Genomic DNA, 24149 nt, shown 5'->3' with positions numbered 1-24149 from the left:
CGTGTATGCAGATCCTCGAATCGGCCATTGATCCCCAGTCCGAAGAATTCGCCGAGAACGCCGCAGCGATGCAGCAGCACATCGAGACATTCCGCGACGTCGAGAAGCAGGTGCTTGCGCTGGCCGAATCCGCCCGCGAGAAGTTCACCAAGAAAGACAAGCTGCTGCCCCGCGACCGCATCAACCGCCTGCTGGATCGCGGCACCGCCTTTCTTGAGCTGTGCTCCCTGGCCGGCTACAAGATGTACGACGACAAGGACGGGAGCCTGGCCGGGGGCGGCATCATCGCCGGCATTGGCACCGTCAGCGGCATTCGCTGCCTGGTGGTCGCCAGCAACTGCGCCATCAAGGGCGGCACGATTACGCCGGCCGGTCTGGACAAGACCCTGCGCCTGCAGCAGATCGCGATGGAAAACAAGCTGCCGGTGGTCTCCCTGTCGGAAAGCGGCGGGGCCAACCTGAACTACGCGACCGACATCTTCGTGCTGGGCGCCCGGGGCTTTGCCAACCAGGCCCGGATGTCCGCCGCCGGCATTCCGCAGGTGACGGTGGTTCACGGCAACGCCACCGCCGGCGGCGCCTACCAGCCCGGGTTGTCCGACTACGTCATCGTGGTGCGCAACAAAGCCAAGATGTTCCTGGCCGGACCGCCGCTGCTCAAAGCCGCCACCGGCGAGATCGCCACGGACGAGGAGTTGGGCGGCGCGGAAATGCACGCCGACATCGCCGGCACCGCCGAATACCTGGCCGAGAACGACGCCGACGGCATCCGCCACGCCCGCGACGTGCTGGACGCCCTGGCCTGGAACGAACATCGGCCACCGGCCCAATCTCCGGACTGGGAAGAGCCGCTCTATTCGCCCGTCGAACTGACCGGCGTGATCCCGGCCGATCCCAAGAAGCCCTACGACGTCCGTGAGATCCTCGCGCGCATCGCCGACGGCTCCCGTTTCCAGGACTTCAAGGCCGGCTACGACGACCAGACCGTCTGCGGCACGATCCGCATCTGCGGGCATCACGTCGGCATCATCGGCAACAACGGCCCGATCACGCCGGCAGGCGCCACCAAGGCGGCGCAGTTCATCCAGCTCTGCGACCAGGCGGGCACGCCCATCCTGTTCCTGCACAACACCACCGGCTTCATGGTGGGCACCCACGCCGAGCAGCACGGCATCATCAAGCACGGGTCGAAAATGATCCAAGCGGTGGCCAACTGCCGGGTGCCGAAACTGGCGGTGGTCGTGGGCGGTTCTTACGGGGCCGGCAACTACGCGATGTGCGGTCGGGGATTGGATCCGCGTTTCATCTTCGCCTGGCCCAACAGCCGCACCGCCGTTATGGGCCCGGCCCAGGCCGGCAAAGTCATGCGGATCGTGGCCGAGGAAAAGCAACGGCGCAACGGTCTGGAGCCGGAAGAAAAAACGCTCGATTTCCTGGAGCAGGCGACGGCCAAGAAGCTGGAAGACGGCTCAACCGCCCTCTTCGGCACCGCCCGGCTCTGGGACGATGGCCTGATCGATCCGCGCGACACTCGCAAAGTACTGGCGATGGTGCTGTCGGTCTGTCGCGAGGCGGAACAACGGGAACTGCGCCCCAACAGCTTCGGCGTGGCACGGTTGTAACAGGACAGCACGAACAATGTAGCCGATGCTTTAGCTTCGGAGGGCCCTCCAGGGCCCCGGCGATTTACCGAAAGGTCAGATCGAAACCAATGGGTATCATCGCTGGAGAAGAGGACACGGACGTCCTTGACCGCAATAGCGGGCCAGGGATGGCCCTCTAGGGCGGCGGAAGCGATGATGCCCATTGGTTTCACGCCCCGGGGACAAAGCAGGCACCTTCGGCGCCTCCGAAGCTAAAGCGTCGGCTACACAAGAAACAAAGAAACAGAACACAAAGAACAACAGCCAACCACAGGCACAAGAACAAAGGGGATCCACATGCTATTCACCGAAGAACACGACGCTCTGCGCAAAACCGTCCGCGACTTTGTCGAAAAGGAGATCAACCCCCATTGCGACGAATGGGAAGAGGCCGGCACGTTCCCCATCCATGATGTATTCGGCAAGCTCGGCAAACTGGGCCTACTGGGCATTCACAAGCCCGAGGAATTCGGCGGCATGGGGCTGGACTACAGCTACAACCTGGTGGTCGCGGAAGAGCTGGGCACCGCGCACTGTGGCGGCGTGCCGCTGGCCGTCGGCGTGCAAACCGACATGTGCACGCCCGCTCTCGCCCGGTTCGGCTCCGACGAACTCAAGCGGGAATTCCTGGCCCCGGCCATCGCGGGTGACATGGTCGGCTGCATCGGCGTCAGCGAAGTGGGCGCCGGGTCCGACGTGGCCGGCATGAAAACCACCGCCCGCAAGGATGGCGACGATTACGTGATCAACGGCGCCAAGATGTGGATCACCAACTCCCCCAGCGCCGATTTCATCTGCCTGCTGGCCAACACCTCGGACGACAAGCCCCACAAGAACAAGTCGCTGATCATGGTGCCGATGAACACGCCGGGCATCTCCTTCTCGCCGCACCTGAACAAGCTGGGCATGCGTTCCTCCGAAACCGCCCAGGTGTTCTTCGACGACGTGCGGGTGCCGCAGCGCAACCGCATCGGCGCGGAAGGCACCGGCTTCATGATGCAGATGGTGCAGTTCCAGGAAGAGCGCATGTGGGGCGCCGCCAATGTGATCAAGGCGCTGGAGCACTGCATCGAGGTCACCATCGACTACTGCCGGGAGCGCCAGACCTTCGGCCAGCCGCTGATCGACAACCAGTCCATCCACTTCCGCCTCGCCGAACTGCAGACCGAAGTGGAAGCGCTGCGCGCCCTTACCTATCAGGCGTGCGAGCTGCATATCCAGGGCAAGGACGTCACCCGCCTGGCGTCCATGGCCAAGCTCAAGGCCGGCCGGCTGGGCCGAGAAGTCACCGACAGCTGCCTGCAATACTGGGGCGGCATGGGTTACATGTGGGACAACCCGCTGTCCCGCGCCTACCGCGATGTGCGGCTGGTGTCCATCGGCGGCGGCGCCGACGAGATCATGCTGGGCATCATCTGCAAGCTGATGGGCATCCTGCCCGGCAAGCGCAAGGACTGATCCCATGACGACACTGCCCGATTGCGACACCCTGGCCCTGGAACAGCGTGGCCCGATTCTGCATCTGACCCTGAACCGGCCGGACGCCCGAAACGCCATGAGCCTGGCGATGGTCCGGGAGATGGCGGCGGTGTTCGAGGCCATCGCCTCCGATGCCGCTATCCGCTGCGTGGTTCTGCGCGGCGCCGGCGGCCATTTCTGTGCCGGCGGCGATATCCGCGATATGGCGGCTGCCCGCTCCCAGAAGGCCACGGCGTACAACGATCCCTTCCGCGACCTGAACCGGGCCTTTGGTCGGTTGATCGAGACCGTCAACACGGCTCCTCAGATGGTCATTGCCATTCTTGAGGGCGCTGTGATGGGCGGCGGCTTCGGGCTGGCCTGCGTGAGCGACCTGGCCCTGGCCCGGGATACCGCAAAGTTCGCCATGCCGGAAACCAGCCTGGGCATCATTCCAGCCCAGATTGCGCCGTTCGTGGTGGAGCGCATCGGCCTGACCCAGGCCCGTCGGCTGGCCCTGCTGGGACTGAAGGTCGATGGCCACGAGGCGTGCCGCCTGGGTCTCGCGCATGCCGTGCACGACAGCGAAGAGGCCCTGACCGGTGCGCTCGATGACGCCCTCGCCAGCCTGATCCGCTGTGCGCCACACGCTACGGCGGCCACCAAAGCCCTGTTGCACCGGGTCGGCCACGAGCCGATGCCGTCCCTGCTGGACGACGCCGCGCAACAGTTCGCCGATGCGGTCCGGGGGGAGGAAGGCGCCGAAGGCACGACGGCCTTCATGCAAAAGCGGCCGCCCGCCTGGGCAACAACCGACGACACGCCATGAGGAATCGGCCATGATCCACAAGATCCTGATCGCCAACCGTGGCGAAATCGCCGTGCGGATCCTGCGCACCGCCAACGCCCAGGGGTACCGAACGGTCGCGGTCTACAGCGATGCCGACGCCAACGCCCTGCACGTTCGTCTCGCCGACGAAGCGGTGCGCCTCGGGCCGGCCACCGTCAATGCATCCTATCTCAATGCCGACGCGATTCTGGACGCCGCCGCCCGCACAGGCGCGGATGCCATCCATCCGGGATACGGCTTTCTCTCGGAGAACGCCAGGTTTGCCGAGGCCTGCGCCGAAGCGGGCCTGATCTTTATTGGTCCGCCCGCCTCCGCCATTGAGCTGATGGGCAGCAAACGCCGCTCCAAAGTGACCATGCAGGAAGCCGGCGTGCCCGTCGTACCCGGATTCGAGGAAGCCGGCGCCAGCGATGACGCACTCCAGCAGGCGGCCGAATCCGTCGGCTTCCCGGTGATGATCAAGGCGTCAGCCGGCGGCGGCGGCCGGGGGATGCGCCTCGTCCGCAAACCCGACGAACTGGCCGACCAGATCCAGCGGGCCCGCTCGGAAGCCCAAAACGCTTTCGGCGACGACGAGCTGATCCTCGAAAAAGCCGTGATCGAGCCGCGCCACATCGAAATCCAGGTCTTCGCCGACACCCAAGGCAACGTCATTCACCTCGGCGAACGCGACTGCTCCATCCAGCGCCGCCACCAGAAAGTGGTGGAAGAGGCCCCCTCTCCCTTCATGACCCCGGAACTGCGGGCGGCCATGGGCGAAGCGGCGGTCAAAGCCGCGAAAGCCTGCCACTACGTGGGCGCCGGTACCGTCGAGTTCCTGGTGGACCGGGAGCGGAACTTCTACTTCCTGGAAATGAACACACGACTGCAGGTCGAACACCCCGTCACCGAGTTGGTCACCGGCCAGGATCTGGTGCACTGGCAGGTACAGATCGCCGAAGGCGCTGAGCTGCCTCTGCGCCAGGAGGATGTCGCGCTCACCGGCCACGCCGTGGAGGTCCGGCTGTACGCCGAGGATCCCGCCGACCAGTTCATGCCGCAGACCGGGACGCTGGCCGACTACGCGCCGGCCCCCGTCGACGGCGTTCGCTACGACAGCGGCGTGCAGACCGGCGATACTGTCACGCCTTTCTACGATCCCATGCTGGCCAAGGTGATCGCCTACGGCAGCACCCGCGCCGATGCCATTCGCCGGCTGCGTCGGGCCCTGGAGGACATGCGCGTCATGGGCGTGACCACCAACCGCGCCTTCCTGAGTCGCATTCTGGGCCACCCGACTTTCGTGAACGGCGATGCAACCACGGCGTTTCTGGAGCAGGCTTTCGCCGATGACGAGAGCCTCCAGCCAGCCGAGCCGTCCCTGACTGACTTGGGTCTGGCGGCGATCGTCTTTGCCCACCAGTCTGGCGAGACCGGGAGCCGTTGGAGCAATAGCCTGCCCACGCCGCTGCCGTTTTGTCTGGCGGCGGGCGACGCGCACCATGAGATTGCCCTGCACTGGCACCACAGCGGCGTTGACGTCGTTCAGGGCGAACGTCGCATCCCTCTCCAGATCGTTTCCATCTCCGAATCCGAGCTGGACTATATCGACAATGGCGTTCGTCAGCGTTGCCAATACCTGCGTGATGGGGATCACCTATATTGGCAGCAGCTCAGCCGGAGCGTCTGCCTTCGCGACGTCACCCACGCGCCTGCCTCTGCTCTTGAGGGCAGCGCGTCGGACCGGGTTCTGGCCTCCATGGACGGCGCCATCATCGACGTGCGCGCGGAAGCCGGTCAGACGGTCAAACGGGGTGATACGCTGGTGGTACTGGAAGCCATGAAGATGGAGCACCCGCTGGTGGCGGAACGGGACGGCGAGATTGCCGTAGTCCACGTCAGCGCGGGTAACCAGGTCAAACGTCGCCAGTTGCTGGTCGAACTCGCCAGCGACGACGCATCCAACGAAGGAGCAACGGCATGAGCATGCAGGGCAAAACCGTATTTATTACCGGCGGCAGTCGGGGTATCGGCCGGGCCATTGCCCTGGCCTGCGCCAGGGACGGCGCCAACGTTGTCATCGGCGCCAAGTCGGACCAACCGCACCCGAAGCTGCCGGGCACGATTCACAGCGTCGCCGAGGAAATCGAAGCCGCCGGCGGCCGGGCGTTGCCGCTGGTGCTGGACGTGCGCGATGAGACGCTGGTCCGGGAACGGATCGACGAGGCGGGCGAACATTTCGGGGGCATCGACGCCCTGATCAACAACGCCGGGGCGATTCGCCTGCAGGGCGTGGAAAAGCTTCCGGTCAAACGCTACGACCTGATGCATGAGGTCAACGCGCGAGCGGTGTTCAATTGCTCACAGGCCGCTCTGCCCTGGCTGAAACAGTCGGAGCGCGGGCATATCCTGAGCCTGTCGCCACCGATCAACCTGGCGCCGAAATGGTTTGCACAATACGGCCCCTACACAACGACCAAATACGCCATGACGATGCTGACGCTCGGCATGGCCGAGGAATTCCGGTCTTACGGCATCGCGGTGAACGCCCTGTGGCCGAAAACGCTGATCTCGACCGCCGCCATTGAGTTCGAAGTGGGCGGTGCCGCGATGATGGCCCAGGGCCGCAAGCCGGACATCATGGCCGATGCCGCGGTGGCCATTCTCAATCAGGATGCCGACGCTCTGACCGGGCAGGCGCTGATTGATGAGGACGTGCTGCGCCAGGCCGGCGTGACGGATTTCGAGGGCTATCGCTACGCCCCCGGTGATAAGCCGCTGCTGCCGGACCTGTTTCTCGATTAAAGCTCCGGGCGATGGTTCCGGGGTCGAATAGACGATAACAAGACACACGGAACGACGCATGAGCCAAGACACCATCTCCGTACGCGACATTGCCCGACAACTGCCCGGCGTGGTGCGCCGGGCACCGTCGATTGCCAAGGGGCTGTACTACTACTCCCTGAAGAACGACAGCAAGCCCCTGACCCTGGGCACCCTGGTGGAGCACAATGCCGTAAAGTACGGCACCCGGCCCGCCATCCTGGCCGACGACCGCCGCATCAGCTACGCCGAATTCAACGCCTGGGCCAACCGCATTGCCCACTACCTGCACGCCCAGGGCCTGAAAAAAGGCGACAGCATCGCAGTGCTGCTGGAGAACCGACCGGAACTGCTGGCCACCGTGGTCGGCGCCGCCAAGATTGGTGTCGCCTGCGCCATGCTCAACACCTCCCAGAAGGGCAAGGTGCTGGCCCATAGCATCAACCTGATCGAACCGCAGATGATCGTGGTCGGCGAGGAGCTGGCGTCAGTCTTCGAGGGCGTCCGCCACCAGGTCACGCTGGGCCACCCGTCACCCTGCCTGTTCATGCCCGACACCGACTCATTGCGGGATTCTGGCGCCACACCGGACGGGTACATCAACCTGGCGCAAATGATCAGCGGCTATCGCGGCAACAACCCCACGGTGAAGACCCCGCCCACGCTCGGCGACACCGCGGTCTACATCTACACGTCGGGCACCACCGGGCTGCCCAAGGCCGCGCCGGGCTCCCATCGCAAGTTCATCAAAGCCTACGGCGGGTTCGGTCTGATGACCCTGAACATGGGGCCCAACGACGTGCTCTACTGCACTCTGCCGCTGTATCACGCGACGGCGCTGCTGGTGTGCTGGGGCTCGGTGCTATCCGGTGGCTCGGCCATTGCCCTGCGCCGCCGGTTTTCCGCATCCGCCTTCTGGGACGATGTGCGCCGCTACGGTGCCAGCACGTTCGGCTATGTGGGCGAGCTTTGTCGCTACCTGCTCAACCAGCCACCCAGCCCCAACGACCGGCATCACGGCCTGACCAAGATGATCGGCAACGGCCTGCGCCCGTCGATCTGGAAGCCGTTCAAGGAACGTTTCGGCATCGAAACCGTGGCCGAACTCTACGCCTCCAGTGAAGGCAACATCGGCTTCAGCAACTTCTTCAATATGGAAAACACCGTCGGTTTCACCACCGCGCCCTATGCCCTGGTGAAATACCACGAGGGCACCCGCGACCCGGTGCGCAATGCAAAAGGCCGCATGGAAAAGGTCAAAGCGGGCGAACCGGGCCTGCTGCTGGGGGAAATCACCGCCAAGTGGGCGTTCGAGGGCTATACCCAGAAAGACGCCACGGAGAAATCCATCCTGCGTGACGTGTTCAAAAAGGGCGACGCCTGGTTCAATACCGGCGACGTACTCAAGGAAATCGGCTGGCGCCACCTGCAGTTCGTCGACCGCATGGGCGACACCTTCCGCTGGAAGGGCGAGAACGTCTCCACCACGGAGGTGGAAAACATCATCGACGAGTCCGGAATGGTGGAAGAAGCGATCGTCTACGGCGTGGACATTCCCGGCACCAACGGCAAAGCCGGGATGGTGACCCTGGTACCCCAGCAGGGCGGCGTCGACGATTTCGACGTCGATGCCCTGTTTCGCTACCTGCAGGATAACCTGCCACCCTACGCCATTCCGGTGTTTGTTCGGGTGACGTCCGCTATCGAGAAGACCGGGACGTTCAAGTACAAGAAAGCGGATCTGAAGACCGCCGGGTATTCCGTGGATCGGCCGGGTGAGCGGGTGTATGCCTGGCTGCCGAGGGAGACGGGCTACACGCAGGTCGATGAGGCGTTGGTGAAACGGATTGAGGGTGGGGAGATCCCTTTTTAAAAGGCGACAACACTGGCGTTCGCCAAACAATGTAGCGGACGCTTCAGCTTCCGAGCAGGCCGCAGGCCTGCCCGATAGACCCGGGGCCCTGACGGGCCCTCCGAAGCTGAAGCGTCGGCTACATTAAAGATCGTGACCGCAGGTCGAGCGATACGATCACAACCTCACAGCTCAGCCGACTTTCAACACCACCTTGCCCGTCGCCTTGCGCCCGGTCAGCGCATTCAGCGCCCCTACGTAATCCTCAAACGCAAACGTCTCGCTGATCTTCGGCTTGATCTTGCCCTCGCCATACAGCTTGAGCAGATCCATCATGTTCTGGGCGCTGACCTCCGGTTCCATGCGGGTGAAGTTGCCCCAGAAGACGCCGATCAGCGCACAGCCTTTCAGCAGGGTCAGGTTGGCAGGCACCTTGGGGATGTCGCCGGCCGCGAAACCGATGACCAGGTGACGCCCGTTCCACGCCATGGCGCGCAGGGCCTGCTCGGTGAAGTCGCCGCCGACCGGGTCGTAGATCACATCCACGCCCTTGTTGCTGGTCAGCTTCTTGATCGTCTCTTTCAGCGGCTCTTCGGAATAGTTAATCAATTCGTCGGCGCCGGCCTCTTTGGCGATGGCCAGCTTCTCGGCGCTGCTGGCCGCGGCAATCACGTGAGCGCCCATGGCCTTGCCCAGTTCCACCGTCGCCAGCCCCACACCGCCGCTAGCGCCCAGCACCAGCAGGGTCTCACCCGGCTGGATGTTGGCGCGCTGCTTGAGGGCGTGATAGGAGGTGCCGTAGACCATGGTAAAGGCCGCGGCTTCTTCATCGCTCATGCCATCCGGCACCGGCAGCAGGTTGGCTTCGGCGGCGACGATTTCCTCGGCGAAAGCGCCGAAGCCAGTCAGCCCCATGACCCGGTCGCCCGGCTTGAAGCGGGTGACCTTCTCGCCCACCTCGAGTACTTCACCGGCCATTTCACCGCCCGGAGAGAACGGCATGGTCGGCTTGAGCTGATACTTGCCTTCGATAATCAGCGTGTCCGGAAAGTTGAGACCGGCCGCCTTGACGCGGACTTTGACACCACTGGCCTTGGCCTCCGGTGAAGCCACATCCTCGATCACCAGCGTTTCCGCCGGGCCGTATTCCTTACACAGAATGGCGCGCATGGCATGCCCTCTTGTTGTGATTGATTCGGCGAATGGATGCGGTCAAGCTAATGCGATTGTCAGGATGAGGCAAATCAATATCAGTTATTCTTCCGCATAAACAGTATTTATGCGGATCTAAGGAGAGGACGATGGTTTACGTCTGGAGCGGGCTCTTCGCCGCTGTACTGCTGTGGTCGGGGATCGAGCCGTTTGACCGGCTGACCTGGGTGCTGGAAGTCCTGCCCGCCGTGCTGGGCGCACTGGCCCTGGCGGTGACACGGTCGCGCTTTCCCCTGACGCCGCTGCTCTATGTCCTGATCCTGGCCCACTGCGTGATCCTGATCGTGGGCGGCCACTACACCTACGCCAACGTGCCGCTGTTCGACTGGCTCGGCGACCTGTTCGGCTGGGAACGCAACAATTACGACAAGCTCGGGCATTTTGCCCAGGGTTTCGTGCCAGTCATGATTGCCCGGGAAATCGTGTTGCGGCTGGAGGTGATTCGCCCCGGCGCCTGGACGAACTTCTTCACCGTCTGCTTCGCCCTGGCCCTGAGCGCGTTCTACGAACTGATCGAATGGTGGGTGGCGCTGGCCAGCGGCCAGGACGCGGAAGCCTTCCTGGGGACCCAGGGCTACGTCTGGGACACCCAGTCGGACATGCTCTGGTGCCTGAGCGGCGCCATCGTGGCCCTGCTCACCCTGAGCCGGTGGCACGACCGTCAACTGCGGGCGTTCAGCGGACGCTGACGATCACCACAGGATCGCGGCCGACGCCAGCGCGCCGACCACGATCACCGCGCCCGCCAGCACCAGCCCGAAGCGCTCGAACGATCCGGATTTGCGCTCGGTCCCGGGCAGCCCCTCGCGCCCGTCACGCAGCAGGTCGATCATCGACTGGACCAGCGCCCCGTCAAACACGAAGGGGTTGAACCGCTCCATTCCGGCCTGCTCCAACAGGTGGTTGACCTCAGCGTCGATGGGGACGTATTTCATGGACCAGTCGATGAAGGAGCGGCGCTTGATGGGTTCCTCCATCAGCAGGGTCACCTCGCGATGGCGCTCGTCGTCACGCAGCCGGTTGAACAGCTCGTGGACCTTGTCCGATTCGCCTTCCAGGCACTGGAAGAAGAAACCGTCGCCGAAGTACAGACCGCCCACCAGTCCCTGACGTGGGTTATTACGACGAGAGGCCATAAGAATTCTCGCCACATGCGGCTCGACACCCTGGCTGTCCGGCCGGGGGTGGAAATTGGCCTTACTGGCGTAGGCGAGGCGAATCAATGCCATTACGGTCTCCTGTGGTGGGATGTTTCAGGACGCCTTGCCATTCCTACCCCGCAAAGCTGGATCCGGATCACCCGCCCTCCAGATTGACCTGCGGAAATTCAGTACCCACTCGGGGTGAAGCGCTCCGCGATTTCCTGTATCCTGCGCGCCCTTCTGCTCAGGAACTGACCAAACGGTCCAAACCCGCCAGGACGCGCCGACTCAGAACGACCGGTTTTAGAGATGCATCTACCTGATATTCTTTATTTTCTCGAAACCATCGGGATCATCGCCTTTGCCATTTCCGGCATGATCGCCGCACGCAAAGCCAATATGGACCCGGTGGGGATCTTCACCATCGCCTTCGTCACCGCGCTGGGCGGCGGCACCCTGCGCGACCTGATCATGGACAACCACCCGGTGTACTGGATTCGCCACGAGGAGATGCCCATCCTGATCCTGCTCATGGCGGTGGTGTTCAGCTACTACCAGCGACTGGCCCGCATCCGCGAATCCTTTATCCTGCTGCCGGACGCCATCGGCCTGGCCGTTTTTTCCATCCTTGGCGCGCAGTTGGCATTGGACCTAGGTCACTCCTTCTTTATCGCCTCGCTGCTGGGCGTGATGACCGGAACCTTCGGCGGAGCCCTGCGAGACACCTTGTGCAACGAAGTGCCGTTTATCTTCCGCAAGGACCAGATCTACGCCTCCATTGCCTTTGCCGGCTGCTGGGTCTACTTCGCCTGCCTGTGGGCCTTGCAGAACGAAACCCTGGCCCTGGGCATCGGCCTGCTGTTCATTGTGGCGGTCCGCCTGCTGGCGGTGCGTTTCGACATCCGCCTGCAACGGGATGCCAGAACCCACTGACGGATACCGTGAAACGTAGACGCGTTTTTGGCCATAACCCGGGACGGCGGCTAAGATTTCCGTTCCGACTGACGCGGAAAGGATTGTCCCGACCGGCTCCCGGAGCGGAGCCTTAATCAAGCTTTCATTCACCATTCCAAGGCAGACCCATGCTCGAAAGACTGTTCCAGCTCAAGGCCCATGGCACCGATGTGCGTCGTGAGGTCATCGCCGGTATCACCACCTTCCTGACGATGGCCTACATCATCGTCGTCAACCCCAGCATCCTGTCCGGCAGTGGCATGGACTTCGGTGCCGTATTCGTGGCCACCTGTCTGGCAGCCGCCATCGGCACACTGATCATGGGTCTGTGGGCCAACTATCCGATTGCCCTCGCGCCGGGCATGGGCCTGAACGCCTTCTTCTCCTTCACGGTGGTCGGCAGCATGGGTTACAGCTGGCAGGTGGCGCTGGGCGCGGTGTTCCTGTCCGGCTTTATTTTCTTCCTGCTGAGCGTATTCCGCATCCGGGAATGGATCATCAACAGCATCCCCATGTCCCTGCGCTTCGGCATCTCCGCCGGCATCGGTTTCTTCCTGGCCCTGATCGCCCTGAAAAACGCCGGCATCGTCGTCGATAACCCGGCCACCCTGGTGGGTCTGGGCGACGTCAAAACGCCGGAAACCCTGCTTTTCGCCGGCGGCTTTCTGTTGATCTGCGCCCTGTCCTACCGCCAGATTACCGGCGCCGTGATGATCGGCATCATCGCCGTCACGGTCGTAGCCATGATGCTGGGTCTGGTCGAGTTCGACGGCTTCGTGTCCGCCCCGCCCAGCCTGGCGCCCACCCTCATGCAGCTGGACATCGCCGGCGCCCTGAACGTGGGTCTGGTGAGCATCGTCTTCGCGTTCCTGTTCGTGGACCTGTTCGATACCTCCGGCACGCTCATCGGCGCCGCCCAGCGCGGCGGCCTGCTGGACAAGGACGGCAAGCTGCCGCGCCTGGGCCGGGCGTTGATGTCCGACTCCGTGGCCACCATGTCCGGCGCGGCGCTGGGCACCTCCACCACCACCAGCTACATCGAGTCGACCGCCGGCATCTCCGCCGGTGGCCGCACCGGCCTGACCGCCGTGGTGGTGGCCATCCTGTTCCTGGCGTGCCTGCTGCTGTCGCCGATTGCCAGCATCATCCCGGCCTACGCCACCGCACCGGCCCTGCTTTATGTCGCCGTGTTGATGACCAGCGGCCTGAAGCTGATCGAGTGGGACGACGTCACCGATGCAGCGCCCGCGGTCGTTACCGCGCTGGTGATGCCGCTGACCTTCTCCATCGCCAACGGCATCGCCATGGGCTTCATCACCTACGCCCTGATCAAGGCCCTGAGCGGACGCTGGTCCCATCTGAACGCCAGTGTGGTGATCATCGCCATTATCTTCATCCTGAAATTCATTTTCCTGAGCGAATAAACCGGCGCAGGGCGCAGCCCGCGCTGCGCCCGCCCGGCCAAAGGTCAATCCCATGGACTACTTTTCCGAAAGCATCAAGCAAGCCATCCGCACCGTGCCGGACTGGCCCGAACCCGGCGTCCAGTTCCGCGACATCACCACGGTTCTGCAGGATCGCACCGCTTTCCGCAAACTGATCGACGCCTTTGTGCACCGCTACCACGGCCAGGAAATCGACGCCATTGCGGCCGTGGACGCGCGCGGCTTCATCATCGGTTCAGCGCTGGCGTATGAACTCAACGCCGGCCTGGTGCTGGTGCGCAAGAAAGGCAAGCTGCCGTTCGACACCCTGGTGGAAGACTACCAGCTGGAATACGGCACGGCGTCCGTGGAGCTGCACAAGGACGCCTTCAAGCCTGGCGACAAGGTGGTGCTGGTGGACGATCTGATCGCCACCGGCGGCACCATGCTGGCGGCCTCCCGGCTGATCCGCCGCATCGGCGCGGAGATCTTCGAGGCGGCGGCCATGATCGATCTGCCCGACCTGGGAGGCTCCGCCAAGCTGCGGGATGAGGGCCTCAACGTCTACACCGTGTGCGAATTCGCCGGGGATTGATTTCAGACAATTGATTCCCGACTCGGGTGGTGGCACTGTGCTGTCCTCAATGTGCAATTGAAGGACAGCACCTGTCATGCACGCCTATCAACATCTCTGGCACACCGGAAACCCCATTGAACTGCCCCTTGGCAAGATCGTCTGCGTCGGCCGTAACTACGCCGCCCACGCCAGGGAGCTGAACAACCCGATTCCCGATACCCCCTTGCTGTTTATCAAGCCGGCGACCGCCGCCACAGCCATGGAGCAATCCATCCAGCTGCCCCAGGGGCGTGGCGAGGTTCATTTTGAAACCGAGCTGGCCGTACTGATCGGCAACCCGCTCACCAACGCCACCGAAGCCGACGTCCGAGAGGCCATCCTGGGCTACGGCCTGGCACTGGACCTGACCCTGCGCGATGTACAAAGCCAGCTCAAGGCAAAAGGGCAGCCCTGGGAACGCGCCAAGGCCTTCGACGGCGCCTGCCCGCTGTCGCCCTTCGTACCCGCTGAGGCGCTGGATCATGGCGATCCCATCGCCTTCTCCCTCGACATCGACGACCACCGTCAGCAGACCGGCAGCACCCGCGACATGCTGTTCCCGCTGGTGCCGCTGATCGCGCACATGAGCGAGCATTTCACCCTGATGCCGGGCGATGTGGTGCTCACCGGCACGCCGGAAGGCGTTGGTCCGCTCTATCCCGGCCAGAAGCTGAGCCTGGCCCTGAACGAGAGCCTGATGGTGGAGACCCAGGTCAGCCGTTGACTGCTGGGTCCGACGCAGCCGCGGCAAGGATGTGACGCTTCCCGTCGCCCTCGCACGGCGACGGGGTTAAACTCGGACTCCGAAATCGCCGTATAGACAGGGACCGACCAGCCGCACCCGAGCGGCTGCAACGAGGGTTTGGGTGACCAGTATGGCCAGGAAACCGGTAACGACCCGAGGGGGACGTTTTTTCAAACTCGCCGGCATGACGGCTTCGGTGGCCGGCCAGTACGCCGGACAACGGGCGCGTCGCCTGCTTCGCCGGGAAGAGGACGAACAGGCCCGCAGCGAGCATTACACCCGCATGGCGGGCCAGATCGCCGACACCCTGGGCGAACTCAAGGGCGCGGTCATGAAGGTCGGCCAGATCGCCTCCCAGACCCAGGACTTCCTGCCCCAGGAGTTTTCCGACGCCCTGCAGAAGCTGCAGAAAGAAGCGCCGCCGATGCCGTTCGAGGTCATCGTCGAGCAGATCGAAACCGAGCTGGGCAAGCCTTTGGGGGAGGCCTTCGATTACCTGCAGGAAGCACCCTACGCTGCGGCCTCGATCGGCCAGGTCCATCGAGGCCGCCTGCACAGCGGCGAGGACGTGATCGTCAAGGTGCAGTACCCGGGGGTGGACGAATCCTGCGATTCGGACCTGCGACAGCTGCGCACCGCGCTACGCCTCGGCGGGCTGCTCAAAATGCCGAAAGAGAGCGTGGACCAGCTTTTCGGCGAGATCCGCGAACGCCTGCAGGAAGAGCTGGACTACGAGAACGAAGCCCGCAACCTGCGCCAGTTCGGCGAATTCCACCGGGACGACGCCAAAGTGGTCATCCCGGCGGTGATCGACAGCCACTCCACCCGCCGGGTGCTCACGCTGGAACTGGTGGAAGGCGACCACATCAGCGAGGTGACCGCCGAGCACTACGACCAGGCCACCCTCAACGACATCGGCAACCGCATCTTCCGCACCATGGCGGACCAGTTATTCCGCTTTAACGCCATCCACGGCGACCCCCACGCCGGCAACTTCGCCTTCCGGCCGGACGGCACCCTGATCATGTACGACTTCGGCTGCGTCAAGAAACTCAAACCCGCCATTGTCGAGTCCTATCGCAAGGCCCTGATCGCGGCGCTGGAAGAGGACTACGAGGCGCTGGACCGGCACCTGATTGACCTGGGCGCCCGGGTACAAAGCCAGCCGGCGGTGGACGATGCCTACTACGCCATGTGGCGGGACATCCTGATCAAACCCTTCGCCACGGACGCCCCCTACGATTTCGCCGAGTCGGAGATCCACAAGGACGTCGCGGCCAAGACTCCGACGGTCTTCAAGTACCTGGACTACTTCCAGCCGCCGGTGGAGAGCCTGTTCATCGACCGCATGATCGCCGGCCACTACTGGATGATGAAGCGACTGGGCGTGCAGGCGGCCTTCCGGCCGGAGCTGGAGCGTTACCTGAACAGCGCCTGACGTCGACGGACGGCAAAGCAGCGAACACCTTGCACCGTTGCCGACATCGCTGGACAATCCATCGCCCGTGTCCACCTTTGCAGCCGCACCGCCGATTCAGGAGCTACCCCGATGAGCGATCAACCGCAACAACCCGACAACAACAAGGATGAGGACGCCGTCGCCTTCGCCGAGGGCCTGTTCGAGCTGGCCCGCAATGGCGGTGCCGGCATGCTCGCCACCCTCCTCCACGCCGGCGTTCCGGTGGGCCTGCGCACCCGCGACGGCGACAGTCTGCTGATGCTCGCCGTCGGCGGCGGTCATGTGGAGACGGTGAAACTGCTGCTCGACAGCAAGGCCGATCCCAACCTCGCCAACCACGACGGGAAAACGCCGTTGCGGGTCGCTGTGGACCAGGACAACGAAGCGCTGGTGGACGCGCTGTTGGAAAAAGGGGCCGACGCGAACAGTCGGCCCGAAGGGGCCAAGACGGTGTTGATGGTCGCGGCGGAGCACAACCGCCGGACGCTGGTGGAACGACTGCTGCTGGCCGGCGCCGACCGGGACGCGGTGGATGCCGACGGTCAGACAGCCCTGGATCGGGCCCGGGCCGCCGACGCGCAGGACGTCATCCCGCTGCTGCAGTAAAGCGCAGCCGATGTTTCAGGCGGTTGCCTCTTCCTCCGCCTGCTTGCGCAACAGGAAGCGCTGGATCTTGCCGCTGGAGGTTTTTGGCAGTTCAGTGACGAAATCCACCTCACGCGGGTAGGCGTGGGTCGACAGCCGCCGGCGCACGTGCTGCTGCAGTTGCTCGGCCAGATCGTCCACGCCGTCGAATTCCGGCCGGGTCACCACGTAGGCTTTGACGATGGCGCCGCGCTTCTCATCCGGCTTGCCAACCACCGCGCTTTCCACGACGGCCTCGTGCTCCAGCAGACAGCTCTCCACTTCGGCCGGACCGATGCGGTAGCCGGCGGAGGCGATGATGTCGTCGTCGCGACCGGTGTAGGAGTGGGAGCCGTCATCGTTGCTGACCACCACATCCCCGGTCAGGTAGTACCGACCGCGGAACGGGTCTTTCTCGTTCCAGGTGTATCCCTGGAAGAAGAACAGCGGGGATTGCTCGCGATCCACCGCCAGCTCGCCGGTCTCCCCCGGCGCCACTTCGTTGCCCTGGGCGTCCAATGCGACCAGTCGGTATCCCGGAATCGGGTAGCCCATACTGGCATCGCGATGAGGGTGTTCCAGCCCGTGGAAATTGGCGGAGGTCATGCCGGTTTCGGTCTGGCCGTAGTGATCGCACACCGTGCAGTCGAGCGCCCGCGCGACCCAGTCGATGACTTCCGGATTCAGCGGCTCGCCGGCGCTGCTGGCCACCCGCAGCTCGATGCCCGGATAGTCCTTCAACAGCGGTTCGTTGGCCTTCAGCAGACGATAGGCGGTGGGTGCCGCCGCCAGATTGGTAATGCGGTACTTGCGCAGGAACTCGAAGGTGTTTTCCGCGGTAAATCCCGCTTCGTTAAAGTGCGTGGTACAACCCAGTAAAAGCGGCCCGACGATGGCGTAGTAGAGACCGTAAGCCCAGCCCGGGTCCGCCACGTTCCAGAAATTATCCGCCTCGCGCAGGCCCACCGCGTAACGCATGTACATCCAGAACGCCGGCAGTGCACGAACCGGGACCGCCACGCCTTTCGACTTGCCCGTAGTGCCGGAGGTGAACATCTGCAGGAACGGCGCGTCCGGCCCCAGCCTGATCGGCTCAAAGGCGTCCGGCTGCCTGGCCATCTCCTCGCGGAACAGGAAGTCCGGCTGGCCCTCGACCGCCTCGGCGCTCTCCGCCACCAGCATGGTTTTCGGCAATCCATTCACATCGGCCAGCTTCGGCCACTGGGCTGGGTTGGTAACGATCAGCTTCGACTGGGCCTTCTCCAGCCGGTACTCGATGGCGCCGGAACCGAACGCCGTGAACAGCGGCTGGTAAACCGCACCGGCGCGCAGGGTGCCCAATACGCATACCAGCAGTTCCGGCGTGCGCGGCAGCAGGCAGGCCACGCGGTCCCCCCGACCAATGCCCTGTGCCTGCAAAAAACCGGCAAACTGCGCCGCCCGCCGTTGCAGCTCGGCGAAGCTGACTTCCCCGGCCGTGCCGTCAGCCCGCTCGTAACGCAAACCGATCCGGCCCGGGTCGTCGGCGTGGCGATCGCAGATTTCCTCGCACACGTTCAGGCCGTCGTTATAATCGCCCCGGAAGTTCTGTAAGATCTGATCCACGGAAAACGTACTAGTAAACGCATCGTAGCGGGTTGTGCCCATACTGATTCACCTTGTTCTTGTTTGGTTTGTCAGGGTCAGATTAGGCAAGCCCTCGTGGGAACAGAATGACAGGATCGGGCAGATAACTTGACAAGTTTTGCGCGTACCCGGCAGGCCCAGGCGGCGGACGCTCCGTCCATCAAGAACCTCACCTTTTCGCCGCACTACGCCCAGGCGGCGTTGCGCGGCCTCGAACAGGTCCGGGGGAACTGCGATGCCCTGCTGAGGGCGCGCGGCATCGATCCCGACCTGATCCGCGAACCCCGCGCCCGCATCCCCACCGATCAGTTCATCCGCCTGTTCCGGCTGGTCTGGAAAGAGCTGGACGACGAGTTCATGGGCCGCACCTCCCGCCCCTGCCGCGTCGGCCACTTTCACCTGATGGGGTCCCTGGCCGTCCACAGCGCCAATCTGGAAGACGTCCTGCGTCAAAGCATCCGCTGCTACCGGCTGTTCTCCGACGATATCGAGATCACCCTCGACCTGGAGGGCGGCGAGGCGGAACTGAGCCTGACCCACCATCATCCCGAACTGGACCCGGATCGTTTCCTGGTGGAATGGCTGCTGATGGTCTGGCACCGGCTGGTGGGCTGGCTGATCGGCCGCAAGATCGTACTCAGCCACGCGACCTTCACCCACCCGCTGCCCGGCCATTTCGACGAGTACCGCTTCGTGTTTCCGTGCCAGTGCTACTTCGAGCGAGAGCGCAACAGCCTGTTCTTCAGCAAGAACTACCTGACCATGCCGGTGGTGCGCACGCCGGAAGAGCTGGACGACTTCATTCTCAGCTCACCCCGGGACCTGATGATCTGGACGGCGGACGACGACAGCCTGACCACCCAGGTGCGCCGATTGCTGGAAACCTTTGAGGACAGCCGTCTGCCCAATCTGGACTGGGTGGCGGAGCGGCTGCACATGACCTCCTATACCCTCAGCCGCAAGCTTAAATCCGAAGGCAGTGCCTATCAACAGATCAAGGACAACCTGCGGCGGGACCAGGCGGTGATCATGCTGACGCGGCAGAATCTGAGCGTGGCGGAGATTTCAACGCAGTTGGGGTTTGCGGAGCCCGGGGCCTTTTCACGGGCGTTCAAACACTGGACGGGACTGAGCCCGCTGGCGTATCGACAGCAGGATCAGTAAAGGTGTTCGTCTAGAGCTTGATGACTGCTGGTTCCAATAATCCTTGCTTATTGCGCCATAGTGGCCAGACCTCCCGGAGCTGGATTTTAAGCCTCTCTCCCCCTCGAGGGAGAGAGGTTTGTAGAGAGGGGGAGGCGCCAAACCGAATCCCCGACACCCACTCCGGTTACCGCCACTCCAGCTACAGCAACTCAATCGCCACAGCCGTCCCCTCACCGCCACCGATACACAGCGACGCCACGCCTTTCTTCAGGCCCCGCTGTTTCAGGGCATGGATCAGCGTCACGATGATCCGTGACCCCGACGATCCGATCGGATGCCCCAGGGCACAGGCGCCGCCGTTGACGTTCACCTTGTCCGCATCCAGACCCAGCTCGTTGATAGCCAGCAGCGCCACCACCGCGAACGCCTCGTTCACCTCGTACAGATCCACCTCGTCTTTCGACCAGCCGGCCTTGTCCAGCACTTTCTGGATCGCACCGATCGGCGCCAGGGTGAATTCCGCCGGCAGACGGGCGTGGGTGGCGTGGGCCACGATGCGGGCCAGCGGTTTGAGGCCACGCTGATGTGCTTCCGCGTCGCTCGCCAGCACCAGGGCCGAGGCCCCGTCGCTGATGGAGCTGGCATTGGCCGCCGTCACCGTGCCGTCTTTCTTGAAGGCCGGTTTCAGCGTCGGAATCTTCTCGGGGCGCGCCTTGCCCGGCTGCTCGTCGGTGTCGACCACCGTCTCGCCACCACGGCCGGGAACGGTGACCGACACGATCTCATCCCGGAATCCGCCGTTCTCGATAGCCGCCAGCGACCGGTTCAGCGAGGCGATGGCGAATTCGTCCATCGCCTCCCGGCTGATCTTGTACTCGTCCGCGCTGCGCTGGGCGAATACGCCCATCAGGCCACCTTCGTAGGCGTCTTCCAGCCCGTCGAAGAACATCGAGTCGATCACCTGGCCGTGCCCCATGCGCAGGCCTTCGCGCGCCTTGGGCAACAGGTACGGCGCCTGACTCATGTTCTCCATGCCGCCGGCGATCATGACGTTGTTGGTCCCGGCTTTGATCTGGTCGTGGGCCATGATGACCGCCTGCATGCCGGAGCCGCACATCTTGTTGACGGTGGTGCAACCGGAGCTGTCCGGGATGCCCGCCGCGCGGGACGCCTGACGCGCCGGCGCCTGGCCCAGGCCGGCCGGCAGCACACAGCCCATCACCACTTCATTGACGTCAGCCGGCACCAGGCCAGCCCGTTCGATAGCCGCCTTGATGGAGACCGCCCCCAGTTCCGGTGAACGGACCGGGCTCAGCGCGCCTAGCATGCCACCCATCGGGGTGCGGGCGGCGCCCACAATCAGGACATCTGAATCAGACATAGCAAAATCCTCAATTCCGGTTACTTGCCCAGCAGGGAGCGGGCGATGACTTCCTTCATGACTTCGGAAGTCCCGCCGTAGATGCGTTGTACCCGGGCATCGGTGAATGCGCGCGAGATCGGGTATTCCGTGGTGTAGCCGTAGCCGCCGAACAGTTGCAGGCAGCCGTCCGCCACCCGGCACTGCATCTCGGTGGCGCTGTACTTGGCCATGGACGCCGTGGCGGCATCCAGTTCACCGGCGCCGTACTGCTCGATGCACTCGTTGATGAAGGCCTGGTTGACCCGATAGTCGGTCTCCATCTCGGCGATGCGGAAGCGGGTGTTCTGCAGCTGCTTGAGCTTCTGGCCGAACAGTTCCCGCTCGTCGGCGTAGGCGATGGTCAGATCCAGGGCACCGCGAGCCGCGGCACAGCCCAGGGCTCCAATCACCAGCCGTTCCCGGGGCAGCTCGGTCATCAGGTAGACGAAGCCTTTGCCTTCTTCACCCAGCAGGGCCGAAGCAGGCACTCGCAGGTCCTCGAAGAACAGCTCGGAGGTGTCACCGCAGTGCTGGCCGATCTTGTCGAGGTTCCGGCCACGGCTGAAGCCGGGCAGCGAGGTGTCCACCAGGAACAGGCTGATGCCCCGCGCGCCGGCAGATGGATCGGTCTTGGCCGCGACGATCACCATATCGGCGTGCTGGCCGTTGGTGATGAAGGTCTTGGAGCCATTGAGGATGTAGCCGCCGTCGCCGTCCGGTTTCGCACTGGTGCGCATCGCCTGCAGATCGCTGCCGGCACCCGGTTCGGTCATGGCGATGGCGCCCACTGCGTCGCCGCTGACCAGCTTCGGCAGCCAGTGCTGCTTCTGCTCTTCCGAGGCGATGTTGGTGAGGTACGGCGCGACAATGTCGGAATGCACCATCACGTTGGTCGCCAGCGCGCCGAAGCCCATTCGCGCCAGTTCGGCACCCACCACAATGGAATAGTCGAAGGGCACGCCCACACCGCCGTAGGCCTCCGGGACGTCGACGCAGAGCATGCCGGCCTCGCCAAAGGTCCGCCACAGCTCTCGCGGCACGATGCCTTCTTCGTCCCAGGCCTCGTAGTGGGGCTGGACCTGGCTCTCGAGGACCTTGACCACCATATCGCGGAACATCGCCCGCTCTTCCGGTTCACGAATCGGTTTCATGCTGACCTCCGGCCTATTTCGGCGCCATCCGTAAGGCGCAGTCCAGGCGCACCACTTCGCCGTTGAGGATCGGGTTCTTGACCATCTGCTCGACCATCATGCCGAACTCTTCCGGCTTGCCCAGGCGCTGCGGGAACGGCAGCGTCGCCGCCAGGCTGTCCTGCACGTTCTCCGGCATACCAGCCATCATCGGCGTCATGAAAATACCCGGCGCGATGGTGTTGACGCGGATGCCCTGGCGCGCCAGTTCCCGGGCAGCCTGCAGGGTCATGGACACCACGCCGCCCTTGGAGGCGCTGTAAGCCACCTGCCCGATCTGGCCTTCGTAGGCCGCAACCGAAGCGGTGGAGATGATGATGCCCCGCTCGCCGTCGGCATTGGGCTCGCGCTGCATCATGTCGGCGGCGGCCAGTCGCATTATGTTGAAGGTGCCGATCAGGTTGACCTGGATGACCTGGTTGAAATCCTCCATCGGCATCGGGCCTTCCTTGCCGACGATCTTCGCCGCCGGGGCAATACCGGCGCAGTTCACCGCGATGCCGCAGGGGCCGTGGGCTTCGCGAGCCGCGGCGATCGCCACTTCGGCGCTCTCGGCGGAGGACACGTCGCATTTAACGAAGATACCGCCAACCTCTTCCGCCACGGCGCGGCCGCGCTCTTCCTGCAGGTCGAGGATGGCCACCTTGCAGCCTTCGGCCGCCAGCGCGCGCACGGCGCCTTCCCCCAGACCGGATGCGCCACCGGTCACGATGGCGGGGATTCCCTTGAATTCCATATTGGCCTCTTCTTGTTCGATGGTTCTTATTGTTCGAAGGTTCTTGCTGTCAGACACGCAAACGGCGCCTGAATTCAGTGGATGGCGTCAGTGTGAACCAGGCCCCGGAGCGGGACCATGACAAGAATCGGCAGGAAATTTGATAAAAACCGGCGCGTGACGGGACCGGGAGACTCAGAAATAGCCCAGCAACCGACCGCACAGCAGGGCGCCCAACCAGGCCAACAGGGACAACACCGCTCCCAGGCGAATACCGACGGGGAGCGTTGCCTCAAGCGGCAGGTCCGCCACGGCGTGACGCGCCAGCAGGCGTTGCACCACCGCCACATTGGCGCCGCCGAGCCCGATGAGCCCCAATTTGAGCTGGAACAGGTAGGCTGCGGCGTATTCGGAGGCCCGCGCGGCGAACAGCAATAACCCGCAAACAACGGCCAACGCAAGGCCGGCCGCGGCAACGCGCCTCAACACGTGCAGGAACGGCATCAGCGGGAAGCGCCGCCAGCCACCCAGCAGGCGGATATCGAGCGGCACGATGGCCCCCACCAGAAGAGCCACCCCCAGGATATGACCGGTATTCACCAGCGGGTACATCCAGGTGGACTGACGCAGGGCCGCCACCGCCGGCAACTGTTCAAGCGCCGTGAGCAGCGATTCCATCATTCCCGGGGATCGCTGAGCGACTCAGGAGGCACGATCGGGATAGAGGTTGTAGTCCTTGCCGTCGATCACCACCCGCTCGGCCTTGACCAGACGCTCGCCTTCCCGGGCGGAGCGGTGACCGTGGACGGTAATCATCGTGCCTGGCGCCAGCATGTCCCGGGTCAGTCCGACCCGCTCGTTGCGCCAGGGCTGGCCCACTTCGATCACCCAGTCCTCGCCGTCCACATCGATGGTCAGCTCGCCATGGGGATTGCCCAGCCGGACCTCGGTGATCTCACCGCTGATCTCGAACTCTTCGTCGGTGGCCCAGGCCCAGCCATGGTGCGCCAGGGCCAGGGGCGAGGCCAGAAAGGCCAGCGCCATCCACAGGATGACGGAATGCGTTGGATAAAGTCGCGTCATATCGCAGTTTCCTCCGTACGTCTACAATCCCCGACAACGAACTGAGGCAACACGAATCCTACCGACGGCCCTTTTGCCCCCGGCATCTGAAACGCAGTATGGTCCATGACCGCCGCCGGGCTCAAAAATTCCCCAGGGACAGGCCTTCAGGCCGACGTATCGTCCAGAAGCGGCTAGTCTTAGGAAATCAACAGGTTTCATCCGCC

The 24149-nt window shown here is 63.8% G+C and carries 22 protein-coding genes; 14 read left to right on the top strand and 8 right to left on the bottom strand.

Annotation, left to right across the window (positions count from 1 at the left end; genetic code table 11):
• The first annotated feature begins 5 nt into the window (after positions 1-5).
• The 6 genes from DKK67_RS06940 (at position 6) to DKK67_RS06915 (ending at position 8626) form a co-directional block, all read left to right on the top strand.
• The gene (locus tag DKK67_RS06940; protein ID WP_111495660.1) at positions 6-1622 is read left to right on the top strand and encodes an acyl-CoA carboxylase subunit beta; all 1617 of its coding nucleotides are present in this window, start codon (positions 6-8) and stop codon (positions 1620-1622) included.
• 318 nt (positions 1623-1940) lie between these two features.
• Positions 1941-3101, top strand: coding sequence for a citronellyl-CoA dehydrogenase (gene atuD, locus DKK67_RS06935; RefSeq protein ID WP_111495659.1), 1161 nt, complete (start codon positions 1941-1943; stop codon positions 3099-3101).
• A 4-nt stretch (positions 3102-3105) separates the two neighbouring features.
• Positions 3106-3930, top strand: coding sequence for an enoyl-CoA hydratase/isomerase family protein (locus DKK67_RS06930; protein WP_111495658.1), 825 nt, complete (start codon positions 3106-3108; stop codon positions 3928-3930).
• Positions 3931-3940: 10 nt separating this feature from the next.
• A complete protein-coding gene (locus DKK67_RS06925) occupies positions 3941-5914 on the top strand; it encodes an acetyl/propionyl/methylcrotonyl-CoA carboxylase subunit alpha (protein WP_111495657.1) in 1974 nt (657 codons plus the stop codon).
• Entirely contained in the window at positions 5911-6735 is an 825-nt protein-coding gene (locus DKK67_RS06920) for an SDR family oxidoreductase (RefSeq protein ID WP_111495656.1), read from the top strand. Before DKK67_RS06925 ends, DKK67_RS06920 begins: the two co-directional genes overlap by 4 nt.
• A 58-nt stretch (positions 6736-6793) precedes the next feature.
• Positions 6794-8626, top strand: a complete 1833-nt coding sequence (locus tag DKK67_RS06915; protein ID WP_111495655.1) for a long-chain-acyl-CoA synthetase — start codon at positions 6794-6796, stop codon at positions 8624-8626.
• Between the two features lie 171 nt (positions 8627-8797).
• Here the strand turns inward: DKK67_RS06915 and DKK67_RS06910 are convergent, their stop codons facing one another.
• Positions 8798-9775: an NADPH:quinone oxidoreductase family protein gene (locus DKK67_RS06910; protein WP_111495654.1), complete on the bottom strand. Its 978-nt coding sequence runs from the start codon at positions 9773-9775 to the stop codon at positions 8798-8800.
• Positions 9776-9906: 131 nt separating this feature from the next.
• Between DKK67_RS06910 and DKK67_RS06905 the strand changes: the two genes are divergently transcribed.
• Positions 9907-10506 (top strand): DUF2238 domain-containing protein, encoded by a 600-nt coding sequence (locus tag DKK67_RS06905; protein ID WP_111495653.1) that lies wholly within the window; start codon positions 9907-9909, stop codon positions 10504-10506.
• 3 nt (positions 10507-10509) lie between these two features.
• On the opposite strand, the gene DKK67_RS06900 is transcribed toward DKK67_RS06905, so the two are convergent.
• Positions 10510-11046 (bottom strand): BLUF domain-containing protein, encoded by a 537-nt coding sequence (locus DKK67_RS06900; protein ID WP_111495652.1) that lies wholly within the window; start codon positions 11044-11046, stop codon positions 10510-10512.
• A 222-nt stretch (positions 11047-11268) separates the two neighbouring features.
• On the opposite strand from DKK67_RS06900, the gene DKK67_RS06895 reads away from it, so the two are divergent.
• From DKK67_RS06895 to DKK67_RS06870, 6 genes are all read left to right on the top strand, one after another.
• Positions 11269-11892, top strand: coding sequence for a trimeric intracellular cation channel family protein (locus DKK67_RS06895; RefSeq protein WP_111495651.1), 624 nt, complete (start codon positions 11269-11271; stop codon positions 11890-11892).
• Between the two features lie 149 nt (positions 11893-12041).
• Positions 12042-13337, top strand: coding sequence for an NCS2 family permease (locus DKK67_RS06890; RefSeq protein ID WP_111495650.1), 1296 nt, complete (start codon positions 12042-12044; stop codon positions 13335-13337).
• A gap of 52 nt (positions 13338-13389) precedes the next feature.
• Complete coding sequence (locus tag DKK67_RS06885; protein ID WP_111495649.1) at positions 13390-13932, top strand: adenine phosphoribosyltransferase; 543 nt, start codon at positions 13390-13392, stop codon at positions 13930-13932.
• 76 nt (positions 13933-14008) lie between these two features.
• Positions 14009-14677 carry a fumarylacetoacetate hydrolase family protein gene (locus DKK67_RS06880; RefSeq protein WP_111495648.1) on the top strand — a complete coding sequence of 223 codons (669 nt, stop codon included), beginning with the start codon at positions 14009-14011 and terminating at the stop codon, positions 14675-14677.
• 151 nt (positions 14678-14828) lie between these two features.
• Positions 14829-16136, top strand: a complete 1308-nt coding sequence (locus DKK67_RS06875; protein ID WP_111495647.1) for an ABC1 kinase family protein — start codon at positions 14829-14831, stop codon at positions 16134-16136.
• A 111-nt stretch (positions 16137-16247) separates the two neighbouring features.
• Positions 16248-16763 carry an ankyrin repeat domain-containing protein gene (locus DKK67_RS06870; protein WP_111495646.1) on the top strand — a complete coding sequence of 172 codons (516 nt, stop codon included), beginning with the start codon at positions 16248-16250 and terminating at the stop codon, positions 16761-16763.
• A gap of 15 nt (positions 16764-16778) precedes the next feature.
• Here the strand turns inward: DKK67_RS06870 and DKK67_RS06865 are convergent, their stop codons facing one another.
• Positions 16779-18428, bottom strand: a complete 1650-nt coding sequence (locus tag DKK67_RS06865) for an AMP-binding protein (RefSeq protein WP_111495645.1) — start codon at positions 18426-18428, stop codon at positions 16779-16781.
• An 87-nt stretch (positions 18429-18515) separates the two neighbouring features.
• Here DKK67_RS06865 and DKK67_RS06860 point away from each other — a divergent pair, with 87 nt between their 5' ends.
• Entirely contained in the window at positions 18516-19571 is a 1056-nt protein-coding gene (locus DKK67_RS06860) for an AraC family transcriptional regulator (protein ID WP_228160529.1), read from the top strand.
• A gap of 181 nt (positions 19572-19752) precedes the next feature.
• On the opposite strand, the gene DKK67_RS06855 is transcribed toward DKK67_RS06860, so the two are convergent.
• The 5 genes from DKK67_RS06855 to DKK67_RS06835 form a co-directional block, all read right to left on the bottom strand.
• Positions 19753-20934, bottom strand: coding sequence for a thiolase family protein (locus DKK67_RS06855; RefSeq protein WP_111495644.1), 1182 nt, complete (start codon positions 20932-20934; stop codon positions 19753-19755).
• 20 nt (positions 20935-20954) lie between these two features.
• A complete protein-coding gene (locus DKK67_RS06850) occupies positions 20955-22106 on the bottom strand; it encodes an acyl-CoA dehydrogenase family protein (RefSeq protein WP_111495643.1) in 1152 nt (383 codons plus the stop codon).
• Between the two features lie 13 nt (positions 22107-22119).
• Positions 22120-22881: a 3-hydroxyacyl-CoA dehydrogenase gene (locus DKK67_RS06845; RefSeq protein ID WP_111495642.1), complete on the bottom strand. Its 762-nt coding sequence runs from the start codon at positions 22879-22881 to the stop codon at positions 22120-22122.
• 174 nt (positions 22882-23055) lie between these two features.
• Positions 23056-23541, bottom strand: coding sequence for a hypothetical protein (locus tag DKK67_RS06840; protein ID WP_111495641.1), 486 nt, complete (start codon positions 23539-23541; stop codon positions 23056-23058).
• A gap of 21 nt (positions 23542-23562) precedes the next feature.
• The gene (locus DKK67_RS06835; RefSeq protein ID WP_111495640.1) at positions 23563-23943 is read right to left on the bottom strand and encodes a DUF6152 family protein; all 381 of its coding nucleotides are present in this window, start codon (positions 23941-23943) and stop codon (positions 23563-23565) included.
• Positions 23944-24149: the final 206 nt, after the last annotated feature.

This window comes from Marinobacter bohaiensis (genome assembly GCF_003258515.1).
Classification (GTDB): domain Bacteria; phylum Pseudomonadota; class Gammaproteobacteria; order Pseudomonadales; family Oleiphilaceae; genus Marinobacter_A; species Marinobacter_A bohaiensis.
This window is presented reverse-complemented; position numbering and strand designations above follow the sequence as displayed.